The following is a 16730-nucleotide window of genomic DNA, read 5'->3' on the forward strand; positions in this document are numbered from 1 at the left end:
CCACCCCGGCGTGATGGCTGGTCAGAACCAGCCGGACGACTTCTTCTTGGCCTTGTCGCGGGCGGCCTCGGTGAGGAGCCGCTGCCGCTCGGCGTGCAGGGCGGTCAGTTCCGCGGTCAGCCGGATCTCGGCGGAGTTGCCGGTGGCGTCCATGCGCTGCTCTTCACGGCCCGCGCTGCGGCCCCGGGCCACCTTGTAGCCACCGGCGGCCAGGGCGCGGGCCATCGCCCGGCGCTCACTGCCGTTCAGCGGCCACCACTCACCCCGGCGGACCGCTTCCAGCTTCTTGGCCGTCTGCCTGATCTCGCGGTCCAGACGACGCAGGTCAGCACTGCTCATGGGTGCTCCCATCGGACCCGTGCGGGTCGGCATCGGCGCAGGGCACGCAGGTGCCCAGCGCGGCGGGGATGACGTAGCCGGCATCGCGCCGGCAGGCGGGACACGTGCGGCGGGCGGTGTTGGCCTTGGCCAGCGCCGCCCTGCGGGCGGGCGTCATCGGCCGGACCGGCACGGCCAGGTCGACGCGGTACAGGTAGGCGACCAGCGGCCCCCGCCGGCGGCGGGGGCGTTCGAGCTGCGCGGCCACCTCCTGCCCGCCGGGCCGCAAACCGCGGGCCCGCAGTTGGCGGCGGGTGGCGTAGCCGTCCGGGGCGAGCCGCCAGCGGTACACCGGCAGTGCCCCCATCAAGCGACGCGCTTCCACGCCGCCCGCAACCGGACCTCGGAGGCGGAGTGACCGGCCGTGCGGAACCGGGCGGCCATCTCCCGGTACGAGAGGGCCGGGGTCTCGCTGGTACGGATCTCGTCCACGATGACGTCCAGCGCCTCATCGGTGAGCGCCGGTGCGGCCTCCAGTGAACGGGCCGTGAGCGGCTCCGACGGGCCCCACACCGGGAGCTCCCAGCGGGGCGTGACGTCGGGTGTGACGCGGGCCGTCACGCTGGTCAGCGCCCTGCCGGTCTCCTCGCCGGCGCGGGCCGTCTCCAGCGTCGACCACGCCCCGGACAGCGTCTGCGCGGTCCGTGCCTGGACGCGGGCGACGCGGGCCCCGGCCTCCGTCACGGCCGTCAGCCGCGTCTCCTCGGTGGCCGCCTCGGCGCGCAGCCGGGCGCGGGCCACGGCCGCCTCGTCGCGGGCCTCCTGCTGAATTCCGCGGATCGCGTCCAGCGCGACCGGGGTGAGCGCGGTGCGCTCCCACATGCCATGCACGAGCCACAGGGCCTTGGCCGCGATCGGCAGCCAGGCCACGGCCAGCCACGCGCCGGCGGAGTGCTCCGCGGTCAGCGCGTGGGCGACCAGGACGGCGGTGGCGAGCAGGCCGAAGGACCAGCCGACGGCGGTCACCGTGCGGTTGTGGTCGCCCTGCGCGGCGAGTCGGCGTTCGTAGGCGAGGGTGGCCAGCCATCCCCCGTCGATGCCGAGACCGACGACCAGGGCGACCGGCCACGGCATGGCCGTGCCCAGCCACATCACGACCACCGCGAGGGTGAGCACCATGGACACGGCCGTCATCGCGACGGCCGGCAGTACGGTCTTGGCGCTCATGCCGTGCCCTCCTGTCGCCACGGGTAGGGGCGGGTGTGGTGCGCGGCGCGGAAGATGCGCAGGGCGATACCGGCGGGGGCGTCCGGCTTGGCGACCGGCCGTCCGCCGGTGAGCGAGGCCAGCAAGCGGGCGGCGTGGTGCTCGCAGCCGTCGGCACCGGCGTTCGCCGCGTCGAGGACGGTCACGACGACCGGGCCGCTGCACGGCGTCGGGTCTTCCGGGTGCGCGGCCGGGCACCGGACGGCGTCCTCGTCGGCCGCCGGGTCGACCATCTCGATCAGTCGCTCCAGGGCGACCTCGAGTCGGCCGATCGTGCGGGCCATGGCCGTCTCGCTCAGCAGGTCCACGGTCTGCGCGGCGGCCAGTGCCTGGCGGGCCGCCGCCACGTTGCACCGGTCGAGCGGGGTGAGGGGGAAGCGGTCCATCACGCGGCACCCCCAGGCAGGCTCGCGGCCGTGGCGCGGTTGAGCAGCGCGACGCGGGCGGCCAGCGCCCGGCGGCGGGCCCGGCGGATGCGCCGGGCGTCCAGCTCGGTCGGCGTGCGGTCCAGCGTGGTGATGTGCGCGTCGAGCAGGTCGACGCCCGCCAGGATGACGGGCATCTCCCGCTCGATCGCGTCCAGCTCGGCGTTCGTCGGCTCCATGAAGTCGGCGAACGCGGTAACAGCGTCCTGAACAGTGACGATGTGACTCATTGGGTCGTGTGTCCTTCCACAGGTGAACGGCCCGAACAGAGCCCCCGGTGTTCGAGCACCGGGGGCTCACGCCGTTGAAGTCGGGTTCTCCGGCTCCCCACCGCTTCGGCCGTACGGACCCCGCTCCGAGAGCGGTCCCGGACGGCCGAAGGAGGCAACCGGCGCGGCGCTGGCCGCCGCGATTCGGTGGAACGTGACCGGCTGGCCGTGGCGCTCGTTCGCGCTCACGGACCGGGGATGGAACGGCGCGGCCGTGTCGGTCGCTCACGGCCGCGCCCATCGCTTTCGTCGACTCATTGCCGCTCCTTAGGCCGTCTGATCAGGGGATACGCACTGCAAGGGGGACCTGTCGTCCCCACCCTCCGGCCGTTGCTCGCGGTCACCGGGCCACCTCGCCAGTACGGGCCGAAGCCCTGTTCCACCTGGCCTTCAGCGGGATTGCAGCGTCCCCGCCTTCTGCACGTGCGGCATGAAGCCGCCTCAGCCGAGCTGTTTGGTTCGGCTATGCAGTACCTGTTTTACAGGTACTGCATAGGGGTCCGTCAAGCACGTCGACAGAACCTCTTGGTTTCGCGCCTGGACTTCTTGGCGCACATTCAGAATCGCTGCAGGTCAGGGGAGTTGGCCACCACACGCATGGACAGCTGTGGGTCGACTGCTACCGTCAAGAGGTCCCTAGACGTCCCACGAAGGGGTACAGATGCCCAACGAGCGGTTGCGGTCGGCTCTGTTAGCCCGTGGCATGACCGTCCAGAGCCTCGCCGACGAGATCCAGGTGAACGCGAAGACCGTCGAGCGGTGGATCACTCAGAGCAAAGTGCCGTACCGACGGCACCAGTACGCGGCAGCAGCAGCGCTGAAGGTCGACGTTACGACGCTGTGGGAAGACGACCGGAACGTCGACAGCACGGCAGACCTGACAAAGGCAGAGATCAGCACCGTCTACCCGCACCGCCACATGGTGCCGCCAGGACTCTGGCGAGAGATCTTCGGGCGCAGCCAAAAGAGCCTGGACGTGCTGGTCTACTCCGGCCTCTTCCTCTCCGAGGACCCGCTCTTCCATGCCCTACTCAAGGCGAAAGTGGAGGCCGGAGTGAGGGTCCGACTCCTGCTCGGGGACCCGGACTGTGCTGCCGTGAGACAGCGTGGCGAGGACGAAGGCCACCGAATCATGGACGGAAAGATCCGTAACGCACTGCTGCTTTACCGCCCGCTCATCAAGAGCCACCCCGAGATAGCTCTTCGGCTGCACGATTCGACGCTCTACAACTCCATCTACCGGTCCGATGACGAGATGCTGGTGAACCCACACGTCTACGGCATCGGCGCCTACATGGCCCCCGTGCTGCACCTTCGTCGACTCCCCGGCGGACTGTTCGACACGTACGCGCATAGCATCGAGCACACCTGGGAGAACGCCCGCCCGGTCACAGACGCCGACTTCACGGGAGCTTGAGCATGGGACGCATCGATTACCTACACGACCCAAACGCCCCGGCGGCCAACTCGGTGGTTCCCTCCGTCGTCGCCTTCGTCCAGAACGGTGCGGGCCAGGTGCTCATGATTCAGCGCTCCGACAACGGACGCTGGGCACTGCCCGGCGGCGGCCACGACGTGGGGGAGTCCATCAGCGACACCGTGGTCCGAGAGGTCTGGGAAGAGACTGGCATCAAGGCCGAGGTCGTCGACCTATCCGGGATCTACACCGACCCGGGCCACCTCATGCAGTACGACGACGGCGAGATCCGCCAGCAGTTCAGCATCTGTTTCCGGGCACGTCCGGTCGGCGGCGAGCTGCGTACGAGCAACGAGACGACGCAGGTCCGCTGGGTCGACCCAGCGGACCTGCGAGAGTTGGACGTCCACCCCACCATGCGGCTGCGTATCGAGCACGCGATGGACCGGGCGCGTACGGCTCCCTACATCGGCTGACGCTTTGCGGCGGCGACCTGTTCCAGTACGCGCGCTGTGCTCGCCAGAATCTCGGGTTCGGCGCGACGAATGAACGTCCCGATCAGGCTGTCGGGCCCGTAGCGGCCGGCAATCTCGTTGATCCGGTCCACGGGGTTGGTAGGGGTGCCGTCGGGCGTGGTGTTCATGTCGCAGTAGCAGAGAGCGTCATTGAGGTGCGCGCTCTGGCGGGGAAATTCGCTCTCCAACTCCTCTCGCAGACCGCGCGCTTCTGCCTCCATCCACGCGCAGGAGTGGTGCGCTACCAGCTGCACAACGCGCACGTCTGCGTTGGCCACGTCTCGGAGGTAGCGCGCACCGTCGAGAGGATGGAAACCCGTCTTCGCGAGATCCGGCGCGTAGCCGATGTCGTGAAGGACGGCCACGGCCTCCAACAGGTCGGCATCCTCTCCGAGGATGAGCGCGATGGTGCGTGCCCGCTCGGCCACCCCCAGGCAGTGTTGCCACCGCCGCGGCAGCGGCTCGGCGAGCAGGGACTCTGCGAGGGGATAGGCCCACTCCGTCAGCTCCGACAAGCTACGAACGCTCCTCTCGATTCGGCACGGCGCGGACGGTCCGCACCTTGCCCTGTCCTCCACTTGCCAGCACGCCGGCGGCCTCCAACCTGTCGAGTGCCTTGGTCACGGTGGGACGCGACACCCCGAATCGAGCAGCCAGAACGGAAGCGCTTGGGAACGCTGCCCCTACTTCGAGACCTTCATCCGTGATGATGGCCGCGATCCGTTCGTCCAGCGAGCGCCGGTCGGTCCTCTCGTCGACCCGGACGACCCGCCACCGCCCACCGGGCACCGGTTCGGCAACACCGTTGCGCTGGAGTACGCCGAAGGCGCGTAGGGCGACCCCCCGCGAGATTTTGTAGTCGCGCATGAGATCAGCAGCAGACGGAAGTTCCGTCATGTGCGGGTCTGCTTCGATCCGGGCCTTCACCGCATCAGCGATCTTCAGGAAGGTCCCCCGAGGGCTGGCCTGCTGCGCCACGCACTCTCCCTCTCAGTTGCTCAAACGTCCTATCCCAGCTTCCCATGCCCGGCGAGGACGAGGATGCTGGTCAGACTTAGCTGCTTTGCCTGCTTGGTGGAACTTTCCCTGCCTAATCAAGGCGGCTCGCTCTGCTCACCGCGCGCGGTTCGGCCCCGGCCGGACCTGCGCTCCTGTCTCCGCCCCGCTCCGGCCCGGCCGGGGGCCGGACCGCGCGCACAGCAATCAGCCACCTGATGCCAGAGAAGAGGTACGTCGTAAGCCGGGCTGGTCGGCTCCACGGCTTTAGCCCTCCCCGGTCCAGGGCCTGCGTCGAGCAGGACCAGGGGCCACTCGTGCACATCGCGAGCAGGTTCAAATCCTGCCCAAGTTGCCAACCAGCGTACGGTCCCCTGACCAGGCTGACCCCACGACCTGGAGTGGAGAATCAGCAAGGCCGCATCGCTGCGTACTCAATTCCGGTCGGCGCACTCGCTTGCAACCGAACCATTCTGGCGTACCAAGCCTGGCGTTCGTATGACGACAACGTCGGCATATCGGCTAGCTTAAGGAGCATTTCCCTGCTCGGCGCTTCAAAGTCCAGCGCCAGTGACCTAGCCATATACGTTGGCGCCACCTCCTCCGCACTCAGGGCACTCTTCAAGCAAGCAAGTCGCGCAATAGCATCCTCTTGGTCTCGCGGAGGAATAAACAAGCTGATAACGACACATACCGCCCGCTTTACTTCCTCGTCACCCCTGGGATCTGTTCGTAGACTCTCCCACTCAAGTTGGATCCGACGTGCAAATTTTGAATTCAATTCTGCCGATCCCGCACGAGATGCTGTAAGGCGCCCCAACCCAATACGAGTTAGATCCTTAAGCCAGTGCTCGACGATACTGACGGGTGTCTGATAAGGAACCCAAATGAGTCCTGTAATCGCCTCCCTACCCATCCGATCAAGCAGACTCAGCCATTCCTCACCTGCACACGACTCATTCAACCAAGCAAAGCTTAGGAAGCGCTCATGATCTCTTACCATGGCAGTATGCAACTGCTCCACTAGTTCAACCGGAACATCGGATGACAGAGGTTCCGTCATCCTAAAGAATTGATCCGATAGTCGTGATTTCGTCTCGACATCGCCAGCTGCATTAACGATACTCAAGGTCTCAGCAACACTCTCCGCTGTACCCGAATATTTTCGATAGGCCAGGCGGCATGGCGCAATCGGCAGGAACACCCGCTCTCCGGAGAACCATTCGCAGATATCATCAATGAAATTACCCGGAGTGGCGCTTACCCGGCCCCAGTGGCTCTCCATACTGTCCCAGTCCGACACATCTCCCAGGTGGCCGCTTTTAATCATCTCGATAGCAGCGTCACCGCACTGTTCGTAGAGCCGAACAGCATAATAGATAATCCATGGAAGGTAAGAAGCCACTTTTTCGTAGCCGCTTGAGTAAGGGCCAAGGCGATTGATAACGTTCGCCAATTTACTTTTGCCCGGTTCAGCGCAAAAGTCAGCCACAGAGGCGAGCCAATGGTCGGCCGGGAAACCGAGGTCCAACGCCTCCGACAATTCAGGAGGACACTTGTGAATACTGACAACCGTGCCCCGAAATTGGCCTATGCGGAAGGTGGGTCCCATTCCTGCCGCACCTGGCCGGCCACTGACGAGTCTAACGAGTGAGGCAAGCCACGGCGGCGCAGAGGAGCAGCCCTCTGGGTCCATTAGTGACGAGAAGTTAGAGGCCGACAAAATCTCGCTATGCTGCAACAGAGGAATGGTTAGCCGGGGCTCCATAATCGACTGCACGGCCACGTGCACAAGACAAGGAATCTCATACCCCAAGGCCGTTTCAAACATTTCAAGCTTGCTGGCTTCATGCGCTGAGCTATGCAATGACAAGAGCCGCTCGTACGCCCAGGTGTCGTAATGCGCAGCACGGGCTGCCAGGAATGCTAGAACCGAATCACTCGGATCCGATTCTATATTCCCCATCGTGCAGAAGTGATCGCGAACAATTTCCATTCCCCGGTCACTCACGCATGCTGCGAGCAGAGAGACATGTTCGCTGTAAGGAAGCGTTAGAAGCTTCAAGCTCTGCTCGATGAGGACCGCTTCATAGCGTGGCGCTCGCACCATCCCGTCATTCAGGATTTCCACAGCCAAACGAGAACCCGTCAAGATTCTCCTGGGAATGTTCCCAAATTCCTCAGAATGGGAATTTAGCTCCGAAACGAGAGCAACGATGGAATCTCGCAGATTATTGCGTCGGGTTGCGAAAATGTTTCCCAGCGCGAAAAGCAACACATTGCGCCAATGGGAGCTCACTGCCATGACTCGCAGGCGACGCCCGATCTCCTCCTCACTGCAGTTCATTAGAGCATCGGCAGCCCAAAATTCCTGCAATGAACGAATTTCGAAACTAACCTCTGCGTCCCTAGACGGCACCAGGAACACCAGTCTGTGCGTAGCTGCACGACTGATAGCGGAGGTCAGTTCATCAAGTTCTGAACCCTCATGCCCCTCGCTGGCTAGGCGATCCCTGATGATGGTGTCAAATTCATCAACAGTGATTCTAGACTCTGTTTCACCTGAGCGTTCACTTCGTGTCTGAAGCAGGAGACCTACATCAGCATGAATAGAATCAATGTCGGTCTTGTGATCCCTGAGCAGGTTACTTGCCGCACCCTCCTTCTCAAGTTCCCGCTCAAAGATCACACGGTAATAGTCGGCGAATAGCGTAAACCTATCCTTTGGCGCTTTACCGACTCGGTCGAGCAGTACCGCCATAATCGTTACCTGAAGTGGCGTGGCCATCAAATGTGCCGTGGAGGACTCGGCAGCGGCACGCTCAAGGCGTTCCATAAGGCGCTGAACCCGATCCGAGCTATTTCCATGTCGCGCATCGGCCAGTTTCCGTCCGTATGCTAGCGCGCTATTAGTATCTAGTGCGGTGAGGTAGTAATGGAAATAGTTTTTTGGAGAAAATTCATCCGTGTATCCCTGCGGTCTTGTTGTTGCAACAACAACAAGGTCGGCGTTTAGCTCGTCGGCCTCCAACTGAAATGCGCTAATCTGCGATAGTACCTGGTCCCTATTGCTTGAACCAGGTACTTCATCTAGTCCGTCTAGGATGAGCAACCATGGAAAAGTCTGGAGCCAGTCCCTCATATCATTGGGAGATACTGGTGCGCTAGACGCCTCTGAAACACGCTGCGCAACGTAGTCAAGCAAGCTCTTGCATTTCCCTTGAGCCAGTTCGTCGGCAAGGCGCGTCAGCGGGATATTAACTGGCCATCGGCGCGCTTTAGGAAGCAATGATTCCTTAGCGGCCTGAGTATTGATCTGTGAGACCGCAGCGCGCACTTCGGAATTACGCATGTAAGTCGTATCCTTAACCAGCTGAGCTCTATATAGCTGGCACAGGAACTGACTAACCGTACTTTTACCTTGCCCGGGTCCTCCTACGAGAACGAAGCGATTGGGTGCTCGATATGTATCTTCCATGATTTCTGCTATATCGACAGTAGAGTGACGCGTGTCGCAAGCAGAAATCAAAGTCTTCAAACAGCGCAGTTGTCTTGCTGCGGTGTTTCTCTCCTGATGGCTTGGAGCAATCGGAACATCAAAGAATACATCCGCCAACGGGACAGTTCTGTCGTCTGCGGACCCGGCCTGATCAAGGTTAGCGTAACGATCGTTGAGGAGCTCTTTCGGCACATAGGATCGGATGGCGCGGACGGTTTCCGAGTTACGTCTCGAAACGTCATCGTATATGGCTGCCAGAATATCTCCTGGCAAGATCCATGCCGCGTATGAGGTGCGGATTCCCGGATGCTTTTCCAGGAATCTGTTGATATTTTCCGAATGCCAAACAGCCCACTCACTAATCCCTAGTTTTTCGCACTCCTCCTTCATGACCTTAGCCACCCTGTCCATTCCCCCACTTTTAGGAGTAGCTGACAGCGTCACGTTCGTCGCAACTATAAATTTTGCTGGCTTCCTTTCCCGCTTGTCTGATTCCTTCCAGTCTGAGAACTCTTTTCGTAGTTCCTTGATCAGCCAAGTGGCTTCGGTCTGTGCAGCGGAGGGCGACTCCTTGTACTTAGCCTGCACTACTGTGTAGTCCGCATCCTCATGCTCATGCTGTGTCGCTTCCCTGCCTCCGTCTGACCCCATCCCGTAGACCGCAACATCAGGACCCAGCTCGGCAACAGCGATCGCCTGAGCCAAGTTCTCGAACTCACGTGCACCGAGCCGGTAAAGATCAAACCTCATGGGCCCATAGTGCCGCAGAAGTTGAGGAAGCATCAGGCTTTTGGACGATCCCGCCTGCACCTCTTTCGGACCACATCATGCCGACTCCGCCCGATGCTGGAACGTTCCCCAGCTGACTGCTACAGGAACGCAGCTGTACGGCTAGGCCCATGCTGGGTAGATCGGTGCGGGGCGCGTGCGCACGGAGTGGAACGTATCGGCCCTAACCTGGTCAGCGAGCCCACGCGAAGAGGAACCACACTGGCCGGACCTCAGGGCCGTTGGTCGCTACGCGTGCGACCAAGGGTTGGGATAAGAACTCGTTCACGTCCATGCGTCGAAGGTTGCTGTACAGCAGCGGAGTACAGCAACCCCACCGACTGGCATCAGCCCTCGATAGCCTTGGCTGCCTCCCTGGCCGGCCCAGCAGACCTCAGCAACCGTCCCGCCCGTAGTTCGGGACGAAGAGATCACTGGGCCGTCTGTGGGCCGTCAAAGGGGGGCCCACAGCGGCCAACGACGACCAGCAACGACCGCTTGGCCCCGGGCCGTTGCTGCATGGACGTCTGTCAGTTGAGGTCGCTCCCGCGCGGCGTCACTTCCTGCGCAACAAGAAGCAGGAGTGGGAGGAGTACCGCTCCGAGGTCACGGCCTTCGAACTGCGGAAGAACCTGCCGGTGCTGTAACGCTCCGCTGCGGCGCGGAGGGGGTGCCCGCTCTGGCGGTCACCCCCGGCTTGCGAACCCTGCCATCCCCAGGAAGTCCGCCCAGGCGGCCGGGGCGAGGGTGAGCCGGGGTCCCTGGGTGTTCTTGGAGTCCCGGACGAAGACGGCGCCGGCGCCGGGGGATATGGCGACCTCGACGCAGTCGTTGCCGTCGCCGCTGCTGCTGTAGCTGCTCTTGAACCAGGCGGGAGCGGTGGTGGTCCGGGCGGGAGGGGTGCCGGTCATGACTCTCCAAGCATCTGTTCGATGAAGGCCCGTGACTCTCGGGGCGTGAGGGCCTGGGCGCGGATCATTCCATAGCGGAGTTCGAGGATTCTCAGCTGTTTCGGGTCGGTCACCGGGCGTCCGGCGAACGCCCCGTCGGAGCGTCCGACCGCCGTTCCGTCGGAGAACTTCAGCACCTCGATCAGTCCGCCCGTCCCGAAGTGTTCCTCGCAGTCCGTCGGCATCACCTGAATCGACACGTGTCGCAACTTGCCGAGTTCCAAAAGGTGTTCGAGCTGTCGACGCCACACCATTGTGCCTCCGACCGGACGGCGGAGCGTCACTTCTTCCTGGACGAAGCTGAGGGCGGGTGCCGGTGACCTGTCGAAGACAGTGCGCCGGGCCAGCCGGGCGGCCACCATGCGTTCAGTCTGCTCCTCGGTGTGAGCCGGAAGCCAGACGTCGAAGAGTGCCCGCATGTGCTCCTCGGTCTGCAACAGGCCGTGGATGTTGTGGTTGCTGTAGAGCCCGATCTCGACCGCGCCGGCTTCCAGCTTCGCCAGTTCCCGCACTTTTTTCGGGTACCTGACCTTCGCCACGTCCTCCGACATCGCGGCGAGCAGTCCGCCCGCGCCCAGGACCTCGTCGGCCTTCTCCAAATACTCGGGGCGGGGGATGCGGTTGCCGGCCTCAACCTTGTAGGCGAGGTCCTCCCCGTATCCCATCGCCGCCGCGAAGTCGGCGACCCGCATGCCCACGGACTCCCGCCGCAGCTTCAACTGCCGCCCCACCGTAGTGATGACAGCCACTCCCCACTCGTCGTCCGGGTCGACTTCCCAACCCGGTTCATCCGTCTCGTCCCTGACCTGTACCGCCTCACCGTCCACCGACATCCGCACCCCTCCGTCGTATGCGTCGCGTCGTATCGCGAGGCATACGACGGTAGGTGCGGCGGCGAGAATGGGTGGGGGAAAGCGGCGCGCGGTACACCTCCGGGTGATTCGGGTGGTCGGCGAGTCCGTCCGGTCGCGCCTTGGTACAGGATCTGTACCATGATGTACATGGCTCTGAAGCGCACCAACGTCTATGCCGAGGACAGCGACCTGCTCCTCATCAAGGAGGCCGCCCTACGGCTCGGGGTGTCGGAGGCGGAGATCATTCGCGAGGGCATTCACCGGATCGCCCTCGCGCACCGCGTCTGGGACGAGCCGTTCGTCTCCGACGAGGAGACCTTCGACCTCGGCGCTCCCGTGGGCGAGGAAGAGATCCGGTCGGCGGTGTCCGACGGGTACGTGGAGCGCGAGCGCCGGAACCGGAGCAACGCGGCGTGATCGCCATTGCCGACACCTCCGGCATCCTCACCCTCTTCAACCGGTCCGACCCCGATCACCACACGGCGAGAAAAGCCGTGGACCAGTGCGGCTTCCTCGTGGCCACCCCGCTGGCACTCACCGAGGTGCACCAGGTGGCCGGCAGTCGCGCAGGGCGTGCGGCCGCCGACGGAATCCTCCGCACCCTGACGGAGCGCGTGCGGCAGATGCGGTTGGTCCTGGCGCCGACCACGCCGCAGATCCTGGACGCCGCGCTGGCCGTGCGTGCGCGGTACGCCTCGCTCGACCTGGATCTGGTGGACGCCGTCAATGTCGCTCTCGCCGCCGAGTACGACACGGACGCCATCCTCACCCGAGACCTCCGGGATTTCCGGGCCCTACGGCCGGCGGGCGGGAGGTACAGCTGCTTCCGCATCCTTCCCGACGATCTCTGACCTTCCGGCTCCGGTGGGGGTGGATCCCGGATCCGGACAGCAGTTCCCCGATCTGTCGATTCCCGATGCAGGTGAAGGCACGTAGAAGGACCTGGATCAGTGTGTGACGGCAACGGGGCCGAGCGCCGGTGCCTCCACGAGACTTCGTGAGGGCACCGACATCCGTACCCCCTCCGTCGTATTGAGCGACCCGGTCTACGGCGGCAGCGTCAACGCCTACGAGTACGGCTACGCCGACCCGGTCAACAAGTTCGATCCGGACGGCAAGTGGGTGCCGCTCGTCGTGTTCGGTGCGCCCGCGACCTGGGCGCTGCTCGGCGCGTCCGCCGCGTACTGCCTGCTGTCGCCCTTCGTCCTGCCCGTCTTCGGCACACGTGAGAAGGGGGACCGCGTCATCTCCTGAGCCCGGTAGTAATCGACCACATGATCAGCGTGCTGGTGGTCGACGACCACGCCGTCGTGCGGGCCGGACTGGTGGCGCTCCTGAACACCGCCACCGGCATCAAGGCCATCGGCGAGGCCGCCGACGCCGAGAGCGCCCTTGCCGAGGCGGCCCGGCTCCGCCCCGACGTGGTCCTGCTCGACATCGACCTACCCGGCGGCACCGACGGCATCGCCCTCGCCGCCGCGCTCACCGCCCGCGTGCCGGACTGCCGGCCGCTGATGCTGACCGCCCTCGACCGGCCGGGCCACTTGGAGCGGGCGTTGCGGGCAGGGGCGTGCTGGACCCGCGTATGCGGGCATCACGGCCCGAGCCCTGCCCGCTGACGGGGGAGGAGGCGGAGGCGCTCCGGCTGGCCGCCGCGGGCGCCACCGCCCGTGAGATCGCCGCCGACCTGTTCTTCGGCGTCGGCACCGTACGCAACCGTTCTTCGGCGGCCCACAGCAACCAACAACGACCAACGACAGCCATCCGGTCGCAGGTCAGCGCTGCGCCCGAGCCGATCGTATGAGGTGGCTTCGGGCTGACGTCACTTCCTGCGCAGCAAGAAGCAGGAGGGGTAGGGCTTCGGCGTAGTCGGGTGGCATCCGATGTGTGCTCAGGTGACGCCGGTTTCGACAAGATCAAGATGGTTCACGCGAACGCCATGTCACTGGAGGGGCGGCGGCGTCCCGCCACGGCGCGAAGTCGCCGCCCGCTCTCCGTCCCCCAGTTCTTGCTTCGTCTATCGAGATTCGATAGATTCCCATCGTAAATCGATGGAAGGTTGGGTCGTGGGAAAACTGACAGTGGGCGCGCTCCGCGCCGTGCTCGTGGTGGTGCTCGTCGGCACCGTGTTCGTACAGGCAGGGATGGTGTGGGCGTTGGTCAGCGGGAGCGACCCGGAGGACGGATCGCTCCCGCTGACCCCGCTGCGCGTGATCACGATCCTGGGCATGGTGTCGGTCCAGGTCGCCCTGGTCTGCGTAGGGCGGCTGGTGACGATGGTGCGACGCGGAACCGTGTTCTCCCACACCGCCTTCCGGTACGTGGACGGCGTGATCGGCGCGATCGTGGCGGCTGCCCTCGTATGGTTCGCGGTCACGGCCCTCAACGCGCCGGGCCAGCGGGACGATCCGGGCGTCACCGTCATCATGGGCGGGATTGGCGTGGCCATCCTGGGGGTCGCACTCATCGTGCTCGTGCTGCGGATGCTGCTCGCCCAGGCCGTCGCGCGTGACGTCGAAGCGGCACAGATGCAGGCCGAGTTGGACGAGGTGATCTGATGCCGATCGCCGTCGACATCGACGTGATGCTGGCCAGGCGGAAGATGTCCGTGGGCGAGCTCGCGGACCGCGTAGGCATCACGCCCGCCAACCTGGCGGTACTCAAGAACGGCCGCGCCAAGGCGGTGCGCTTCGCGACGCTCGCCGCGCTCTGCGAGGTGCTCGAGTGCCAGCCGGGCGATCTGCTTCGCTGGGAGGCCGAGGACACCGCGGGCGAATGAACCGTGCCTGCCGACGCATCATCGCCGATCCCGCCTGCCTTCGACCGACTCCGCGAGCATCCCGGGGCCGTGCCCGAGGAGATCCCGAGCCTGCTGGAGCGGATGGCCGAGGTGCCCGACCCTCGCGATCCGCGCGGCGTACGGCACGCTCCGGTCGTCGTGCTCGCGCTGACCGCGTGCGCGGTTCCGGCCGGAGCGCCCTCCCTGCCGGCGGTGGGTGAGGGAAAGCGGCGCCCGGTACACCTCCGGGTGATCCGGGCGGTACAGCCCCTTCCGGGGCCTTCTCCCGGCGGCCGTGCGGGGCGGGACCCCGCACGGCCTGCGTCGGAGGTCAGAAGGGGCGGTCGCCCGCGATGGCGACGCGTTCGGCTACCCGGCGGTGGGGGCCGTAGTCGTTGACCGCGTAGTGCTGGGTGGCCCGGTTGTCCCAGAACGCCACGTCACCGGGCTGCCAGCGGAAGCGGACCTGGTACTCGGGGATGTGCGCCTGCTGGAAGAGGTAGCGCAGCAGCCGGTCGCTCTCCTCGCGGGGCATGCCGGTGATCCGGGTGGTGAAGGAGACGTTCACGAAGAGCATGCGCCGCCCGGTGTCGGGATGTGTGCGCACGACGGGGTGCTCCACGGGCGGGAAGTGCTCCTGGTGCGGCGCGAGCCGTTCGGGCCCGTAGAACCGCGCGAAACCGGGGATGAAGTCGTGCACGGCGCGGGCGCCGTCGATGCGGTCCTTCACGTCCTGCGGGAGGTTGTCGTAGGCGGCGGCCATGTCGGCCCACAGGGTGTCGCCGCCGGTCGGCGGCACCTCGCGCAACTGGAGGACGGCACCGAGCGCCGGCCGCTCGCGGAAGGTGACGTCGGCGTGCCAGACGTTCTCGAACGTCGGAGTGGACCCGTCGCCCTTGTCGAAGCGGACGACGTCCTCGCTGGAACCGGCGGCGAGCAGCGGGTTGGTCTCCAACTCGCCCCAGTGGCGCGCGAAGGCGCGCTGTCGGTCGGGGGCGAGGTGCTGGCCCCGGAAGAACAGCACCTTCCACTCCAGCAGGGCCCGGTGGAGTTCGGCGCGCAGTTCGGGGCCGAGCGGGCGGGAGAGGTCGACCCCTCTGATCTCGGCGCCGATCGTGCGCGCCTGCGGCTCGACCTCGAACAGCTCGTAGGGCCGCTCCTCCCACCCCTCGGGCACCCGGCGCAGGACGCGCCGTCCCTCGTAGAGGCCGCCTCCGGGGATGCGTGCCTCACGCAGGGTGGCGGGCGGTGCGGTGTTCGTGACGGTCATGGGGCGTCCTTCCTCTGCACACGGGGTTCGAACGGGTCGGGTCATGGAGAGGGGACGGGCCGGCCGTTTCGGGGCACGGAGCACGGGCCGTCCCGGCGTCGCGGACGCCGAGGGGCACACCCGCCGTACGCGGGTGTGCGGGATGGATCGTCGGGGCGGTCCGGGAAATGGGCTGTGCGGGACCGTCGGCCGGGAGGACGAGGAGCGGGCCCGGGTGGTGAGGGGCCGGGCCGGGATCAGAGGGTGCGGTCGGCTATCGGCCGGAGCGCTCGCAGCCGGTTCGATCCGGGACGCGCGGCGCCACCGACATCCTGACGAACCAGTACGTGGTCATGGCGATGATTGTGTGATCACGCCCGTGTTCTGTCAACGGACCCCGTCCGGCCGCCGAACGCGTCCACCGGGGTCGGCGCCGCCGTCGTCGCCGGCCCTCACCGCCGGCTACCTCGTCGGTCACCCTGCTGGTCCTCACCGGGTGCAGCGATTGGCCGAGATCTTGTGGGTGGGGGTCGGGGGAGGGGGGCGGAATGACCGTATGTCGCGGAGTGGTGACTGGATCGTCGATCTACTGCAACCCTCGAAGTGGCGCAAAACCGCACCCCGTCGGGACATAATCGCTGGGATTGTGCGACGGAGGCTCGGTGGGGGAGCCGGTCGGCGGATGGACAGGGGCGCTGGATGAACCAGGGATCGGTCAGGGTCGCGGTCGTGGCGCGGGGCGCTGTCGCGCGCAGTGGGCTCGCAGCCATGCTGGAGGAGGCGGCTCACGTGAAGCAGACCACCGTCTTCCGGCCCGAGGAGTTCACGACGGCGTCGCCCGAGGACGCCGTCCAACTGCTCATCCTCTCCTGCGACGTGCTGGTGCTCTGGTGTGTGAACGGCGCCGGGGAGGGCGAGGACGCGTGGGCCGCCGAACTGGCGGAGGTCGTCCGCCGCAACGGGGTCCGGGTCCTGCTGGTGCTGCCCGGTGCCGAGGTGCGGCGCGCCGCGTCCGGCGAGGTCGTGCCCTGTGACGGAATCCTCGACCAGGACGCCCTGACCAGCGAGGGGCTCGACGAGGCACTGCGGAACCCGGCCGCGGGGGTCTGGCCGGCGCCGGTGCCGGCCGGGCAGACGGTGGCGGTGCCCCGGTCCGTCCGGCCCGCCCGGAGCACCGCCGGGCCGCGGACCCGGTTTCCGAGGAGGCAGCTCACCGAGCGGGAGAGCCGGGTGCTGGAACTGCTGGTCGAGGGGTTCAGCAACCGGCAGATCGGGCAGGCCCTCGAGGTGTCCGAGCATGTCGCCAAGCGCACCGTCGCGCTCGTGCTGGCCAAGCTCGACTGCCCCAACCGCACCCAGGCCGCCGCGGTCGCCCTGCGCGAGGGACTCGTGGGTACGGGCTTGGGGGAGGCGCTGGGCGCGTAG

Annotated in this window: 23 protein-coding genes; 12 read left to right on the forward strand and 11 right to left on the reverse strand. The window is 65.7% G+C overall.

Features of this window, described 5'->3' with window-relative positions; genetic code table 11:
• Positions 1 to 21: 21 nt before the first annotated feature.
• From AB0I73_RS17630 to AB0I73_RS17650, 5 genes are read right to left on the reverse strand one after another with little or no spacing between them, the layout of a single operon-like run.
• A complete protein-coding gene (locus AB0I73_RS17630) occupies positions 22 to 339 on the reverse strand; it encodes a hypothetical protein (protein ID WP_363038284.1) in 318 nt (105 codons plus the stop codon).
• Positions 326 to 685, reverse strand: coding sequence for an RRQRL motif-containing zinc-binding protein (locus tag AB0I73_RS17635; RefSeq protein WP_363038285.1), 360 nt, complete (start codon positions 683 to 685; stop codon positions 326 to 328). The genes AB0I73_RS17630 and AB0I73_RS17635 overlap by 14 nt, the downstream gene beginning before the upstream one ends.
• Positions 685 to 1545, reverse strand: a complete 861-nt coding sequence (locus AB0I73_RS17640) for a protein spdB (RefSeq protein WP_363038287.1) — start codon at positions 1543 to 1545, stop codon at positions 685 to 687. Before AB0I73_RS17640 ends, AB0I73_RS17635 begins: the two co-directional genes overlap by 1 nt.
• A complete protein-coding gene (locus AB0I73_RS17645) occupies positions 1542 to 1970 on the reverse strand; it encodes a hypothetical protein (protein WP_363038289.1) in 429 nt (142 codons plus the stop codon). Before AB0I73_RS17645 ends, AB0I73_RS17640 begins: the two co-directional genes overlap by 4 nt.
• Complete coding sequence (locus AB0I73_RS17650; protein WP_363038291.1) at positions 1970 to 2239, reverse strand: DUF6284 family protein; 270 nt, start codon at positions 2237 to 2239, stop codon at positions 1970 to 1972. Before AB0I73_RS17650 ends, AB0I73_RS17645 begins: the two co-directional genes overlap by 1 nt.
• Positions 2240 to 2939: 700 nt before the next feature.
• Between AB0I73_RS17650 and AB0I73_RS17655 the strand changes: the two genes are divergently transcribed.
• Both AB0I73_RS17655 and AB0I73_RS17660 read left to right on the forward strand, forming a co-directional pair.
• Complete coding sequence (locus AB0I73_RS17655) at positions 2940 to 3695, forward strand: XRE family transcriptional regulator (protein ID WP_363038293.1); 756 nt, start codon at positions 2940 to 2942, stop codon at positions 3693 to 3695.
• Positions 3696 to 3697: 2 nt separating this feature from the next.
• Positions 3698 to 4171 (forward strand): NUDIX domain-containing protein, encoded by a 474-nt coding sequence (locus AB0I73_RS17660; protein WP_363038295.1) that lies wholly within the window; start codon positions 3698 to 3700, stop codon positions 4169 to 4171.
• On the opposite strand, the gene AB0I73_RS17665 is transcribed toward AB0I73_RS17660, so the two are convergent.
• The 3 genes from AB0I73_RS17665 to AB0I73_RS17675 all read right to left on the reverse strand — a co-directional run bounded on the left by AB0I73_RS17665 (position 4159) and on the right by AB0I73_RS17675 (position 9455).
• Positions 4159 to 4725, reverse strand: coding sequence for an HD domain-containing protein (locus tag AB0I73_RS17665; protein WP_363038297.1), 567 nt, complete (start codon positions 4723 to 4725; stop codon positions 4159 to 4161). The two genes, AB0I73_RS17660 and AB0I73_RS17665, sit on opposite strands and share 13 nt — an antisense overlap.
• A 1-nt stretch (position 4726) precedes the next feature.
• Positions 4727 to 5188 (reverse strand): GntR family transcriptional regulator, encoded by a 462-nt coding sequence (locus tag AB0I73_RS17670; protein ID WP_363038299.1) that lies wholly within the window; start codon positions 5186 to 5188, stop codon positions 4727 to 4729.
• A gap of 427 nt (positions 5189 to 5615) precedes the next feature.
• The gene (locus AB0I73_RS17675; protein WP_363038301.1) at positions 5616 to 9455 is read right to left on the reverse strand and encodes a hypothetical protein; all 3840 of its coding nucleotides are present in this window, start codon (positions 9453 to 9455) and stop codon (positions 5616 to 5618) included.
• Positions 9456 to 9985: 530 nt separating this feature from the next.
• Here AB0I73_RS17675 and AB0I73_RS17680 point away from each other — a divergent pair.
• Positions 9986 to 10120, forward strand: a complete 135-nt coding sequence (locus AB0I73_RS17680; RefSeq protein WP_363038303.1) for a hypothetical protein — start codon at positions 9986 to 9988, stop codon at positions 10118 to 10120.
• A 39-nt stretch (positions 10121 to 10159) separates the two neighbouring features.
• Here AB0I73_RS17680 and AB0I73_RS17685 read toward each other — a convergent pair whose 3' ends face one another.
• Together AB0I73_RS17685 and AB0I73_RS17690 are read right to left on the reverse strand one after the other, a co-directional pair.
• Positions 10160 to 10384: a DUF397 domain-containing protein gene (locus AB0I73_RS17685; protein ID WP_363038305.1), complete on the reverse strand. Its 225-nt coding sequence runs from the start codon at positions 10382 to 10384 to the stop codon at positions 10160 to 10162.
• On the reverse strand, positions 10381 to 11256 hold the full coding sequence (locus AB0I73_RS17690; protein WP_363038307.1) for a helix-turn-helix transcriptional regulator: 876 nt from the start codon (positions 11254 to 11256) through the stop codon (positions 10381 to 10383). Before AB0I73_RS17690 ends, AB0I73_RS17685 begins: the two co-directional genes overlap by 4 nt.
• Positions 11257 to 11424: 168 nt before the next feature.
• Between AB0I73_RS17690 and AB0I73_RS17695 the strand changes: the two genes are divergently transcribed.
• The 8 genes from AB0I73_RS17695 (at position 11425) to AB0I73_RS17730 (ending at position 14455) form a co-directional block, all read left to right on the forward strand.
• Complete coding sequence (locus AB0I73_RS17695; RefSeq protein WP_363038309.1) at positions 11425 to 11694, forward strand: hypothetical protein; 270 nt, start codon at positions 11425 to 11427, stop codon at positions 11692 to 11694.
• Complete coding sequence (locus tag AB0I73_RS17700) at positions 11691 to 12128, forward strand: PIN domain-containing protein (protein ID WP_363038311.1); 438 nt, start codon at positions 11691 to 11693, stop codon at positions 12126 to 12128. The genes AB0I73_RS17695 and AB0I73_RS17700 overlap by 4 nt, the downstream gene beginning before the upstream one ends.
• Before the next feature lie 103 nt (positions 12129 to 12231).
• Positions 12232 to 12531 (forward strand): hypothetical protein, encoded by a 300-nt coding sequence (locus AB0I73_RS17705; protein WP_363038313.1) that lies wholly within the window; start codon positions 12232 to 12234, stop codon positions 12529 to 12531.
• 20 nt (positions 12532 to 12551) lie between these two features.
• Positions 12552 to 12896, forward strand: a complete 345-nt coding sequence (locus AB0I73_RS17710) for a response regulator transcription factor (protein WP_363038314.1) — start codon at positions 12552 to 12554, stop codon at positions 12894 to 12896.
• Positions 12863 to 13081, forward strand: coding sequence for a hypothetical protein (locus tag AB0I73_RS17715; RefSeq protein WP_363038316.1), 219 nt, complete (start codon positions 12863 to 12865; stop codon positions 13079 to 13081). Before AB0I73_RS17710 ends, AB0I73_RS17715 begins: the two co-directional genes overlap by 34 nt.
• A gap of 262 nt (positions 13082 to 13343) precedes the next feature.
• Entirely contained in the window at positions 13344 to 13835 is a 492-nt protein-coding gene (locus AB0I73_RS17720; protein ID WP_363038318.1) for a DUF2975 domain-containing protein, read from the forward strand.
• Entirely contained in the window at positions 13835 to 14056 is a 222-nt protein-coding gene (locus AB0I73_RS17725) for a helix-turn-helix transcriptional regulator (protein ID WP_133024831.1), read from the forward strand. The genes AB0I73_RS17720 and AB0I73_RS17725 overlap by 1 nt, the downstream gene beginning before the upstream one ends.
• A 102-nt stretch (positions 14057 to 14158) precedes the next feature.
• Positions 14159 to 14455, forward strand: a complete 297-nt coding sequence (locus tag AB0I73_RS17730) for a transposase family protein (RefSeq protein WP_363038394.1) — start codon at positions 14159 to 14161, stop codon at positions 14453 to 14455.
• On the opposite strand, the gene AB0I73_RS17735 is transcribed toward AB0I73_RS17730, so the two are convergent.
• Positions 14388 to 15326, reverse strand: a complete 939-nt coding sequence (locus tag AB0I73_RS17735) for a TauD/TfdA family dioxygenase (RefSeq protein WP_363038320.1) — start codon at positions 15324 to 15326, stop codon at positions 14388 to 14390. The genes AB0I73_RS17730 and AB0I73_RS17735 overlap by 68 nt on opposite strands.
• 678 nt (positions 15327 to 16004) lie before the next feature.
• On the opposite strand from AB0I73_RS17735, the gene AB0I73_RS17740 reads away from it, so the two are divergent.
• Positions 16005 to 16730, forward strand: coding sequence for a LuxR C-terminal-related transcriptional regulator (locus tag AB0I73_RS17740; protein ID WP_363038322.1), 726 nt, complete (start codon positions 16005 to 16007; stop codon positions 16728 to 16730).

Origin of the sequence: Streptomyces sp. NPDC050388 (assembly GCF_040655635.1) — a bacterium.
GTDB lineage: Bacteria > Actinomycetota > Actinomycetes > Streptomycetales > Streptomycetaceae > Streptomyces.

What these genes read in the sequence shown, in the direction of transcription:
- AB0I73_RS17710 (WP_363038314.1), top strand. Translation starts at nt 12,552, where the DNA reads ATGATCAGCGTGCTGGTGGTCGACGACCACGCCGTCGTGCGGGCCGGA.
- AB0I73_RS17630 (WP_363038284.1), bottom strand. Translation starts at nt 339, where the DNA reads ATGAGCAGTGCTGACCTGCGTCGTCTGGACCGCGAGATCAGGCAGACG.
- AB0I73_RS17650 (WP_363038291.1), bottom strand. Translation starts at nt 2,239, where the DNA reads ATGAGTCACATCGTCACTGTTCAGGACGCTGTTACCGCGTTCGCCGAC.
- AB0I73_RS17730 (WP_363038394.1), top strand. Translation starts at nt 14,159, where the DNA reads ATGGCCGAGGTGCCCGACCCTCGCGATCCGCGCGGCGTACGGCACGCT.
- AB0I73_RS17740 (WP_363038322.1), top strand. Translation starts at nt 16,005, where the DNA reads ATGAACCAGGGATCGGTCAGGGTCGCGGTCGTGGCGCGGGGCGCTGTC.
- AB0I73_RS17635 (WP_363038285.1), bottom strand. Translation starts at nt 685, where the DNA reads ATGGGGGCACTGCCGGTGTACCGCTGGCGGCTCGCCCCGGACGGCTAC.
- AB0I73_RS17685 (WP_363038305.1), bottom strand. Translation starts at nt 10,384, where the DNA reads ATGACCGGCACCCCTCCCGCCCGGACCACCACCGCTCCCGCCTGGTTC.
- AB0I73_RS17735 (WP_363038320.1), bottom strand. Translation starts at nt 15,326, where the DNA reads ATGACCGTCACGAACACCGCACCGCCCGCCACCCTGCGTGAGGCACGC.
- AB0I73_RS17645 (WP_363038289.1), bottom strand. Translation starts at nt 1,970, where the DNA reads ATGGACCGCTTCCCCCTCACCCCGCTCGACCGGTGCAACGTGGCGGCG.
- AB0I73_RS17660 (WP_363038295.1), top strand. Translation starts at nt 3,698, where the DNA reads ATGGGACGCATCGATTACCTACACGACCCAAACGCCCCGGCGGCCAAC.
- AB0I73_RS17725 (WP_133024831.1), top strand. Translation starts at nt 13,835, where the DNA reads ATGCCGATCGCCGTCGACATCGACGTGATGCTGGCCAGGCGGAAGATG.
- AB0I73_RS17655 (WP_363038293.1), top strand. Translation starts at nt 2,940, where the DNA reads ATGCCCAACGAGCGGTTGCGGTCGGCTCTGTTAGCCCGTGGCATGACC.
- AB0I73_RS17695 (WP_363038309.1), top strand. Translation starts at nt 11,425, where the DNA reads ATGGCTCTGAAGCGCACCAACGTCTATGCCGAGGACAGCGACCTGCTC.
- AB0I73_RS17640 (WP_363038287.1), bottom strand. Translation starts at nt 1,545, where the DNA reads ATGAGCGCCAAGACCGTACTGCCGGCCGTCGCGATGACGGCCGTGTCC.
- AB0I73_RS17675 (WP_363038301.1), bottom strand. Translation starts at nt 9,455, where the DNA reads ATGAGGTTTGATCTTTACCGGCTCGGTGCACGTGAGTTCGAGAACTTG.
- AB0I73_RS17690 (WP_363038307.1), bottom strand. Translation starts at nt 11,256, where the DNA reads ATGTCGGTGGACGGTGAGGCGGTACAGGTCAGGGACGAGACGGATGAA.
- AB0I73_RS17715 (WP_363038316.1), top strand. Translation starts at nt 12,863, where the DNA reads ATGCGGGCATCACGGCCCGAGCCCTGCCCGCTGACGGGGGAGGAGGCG.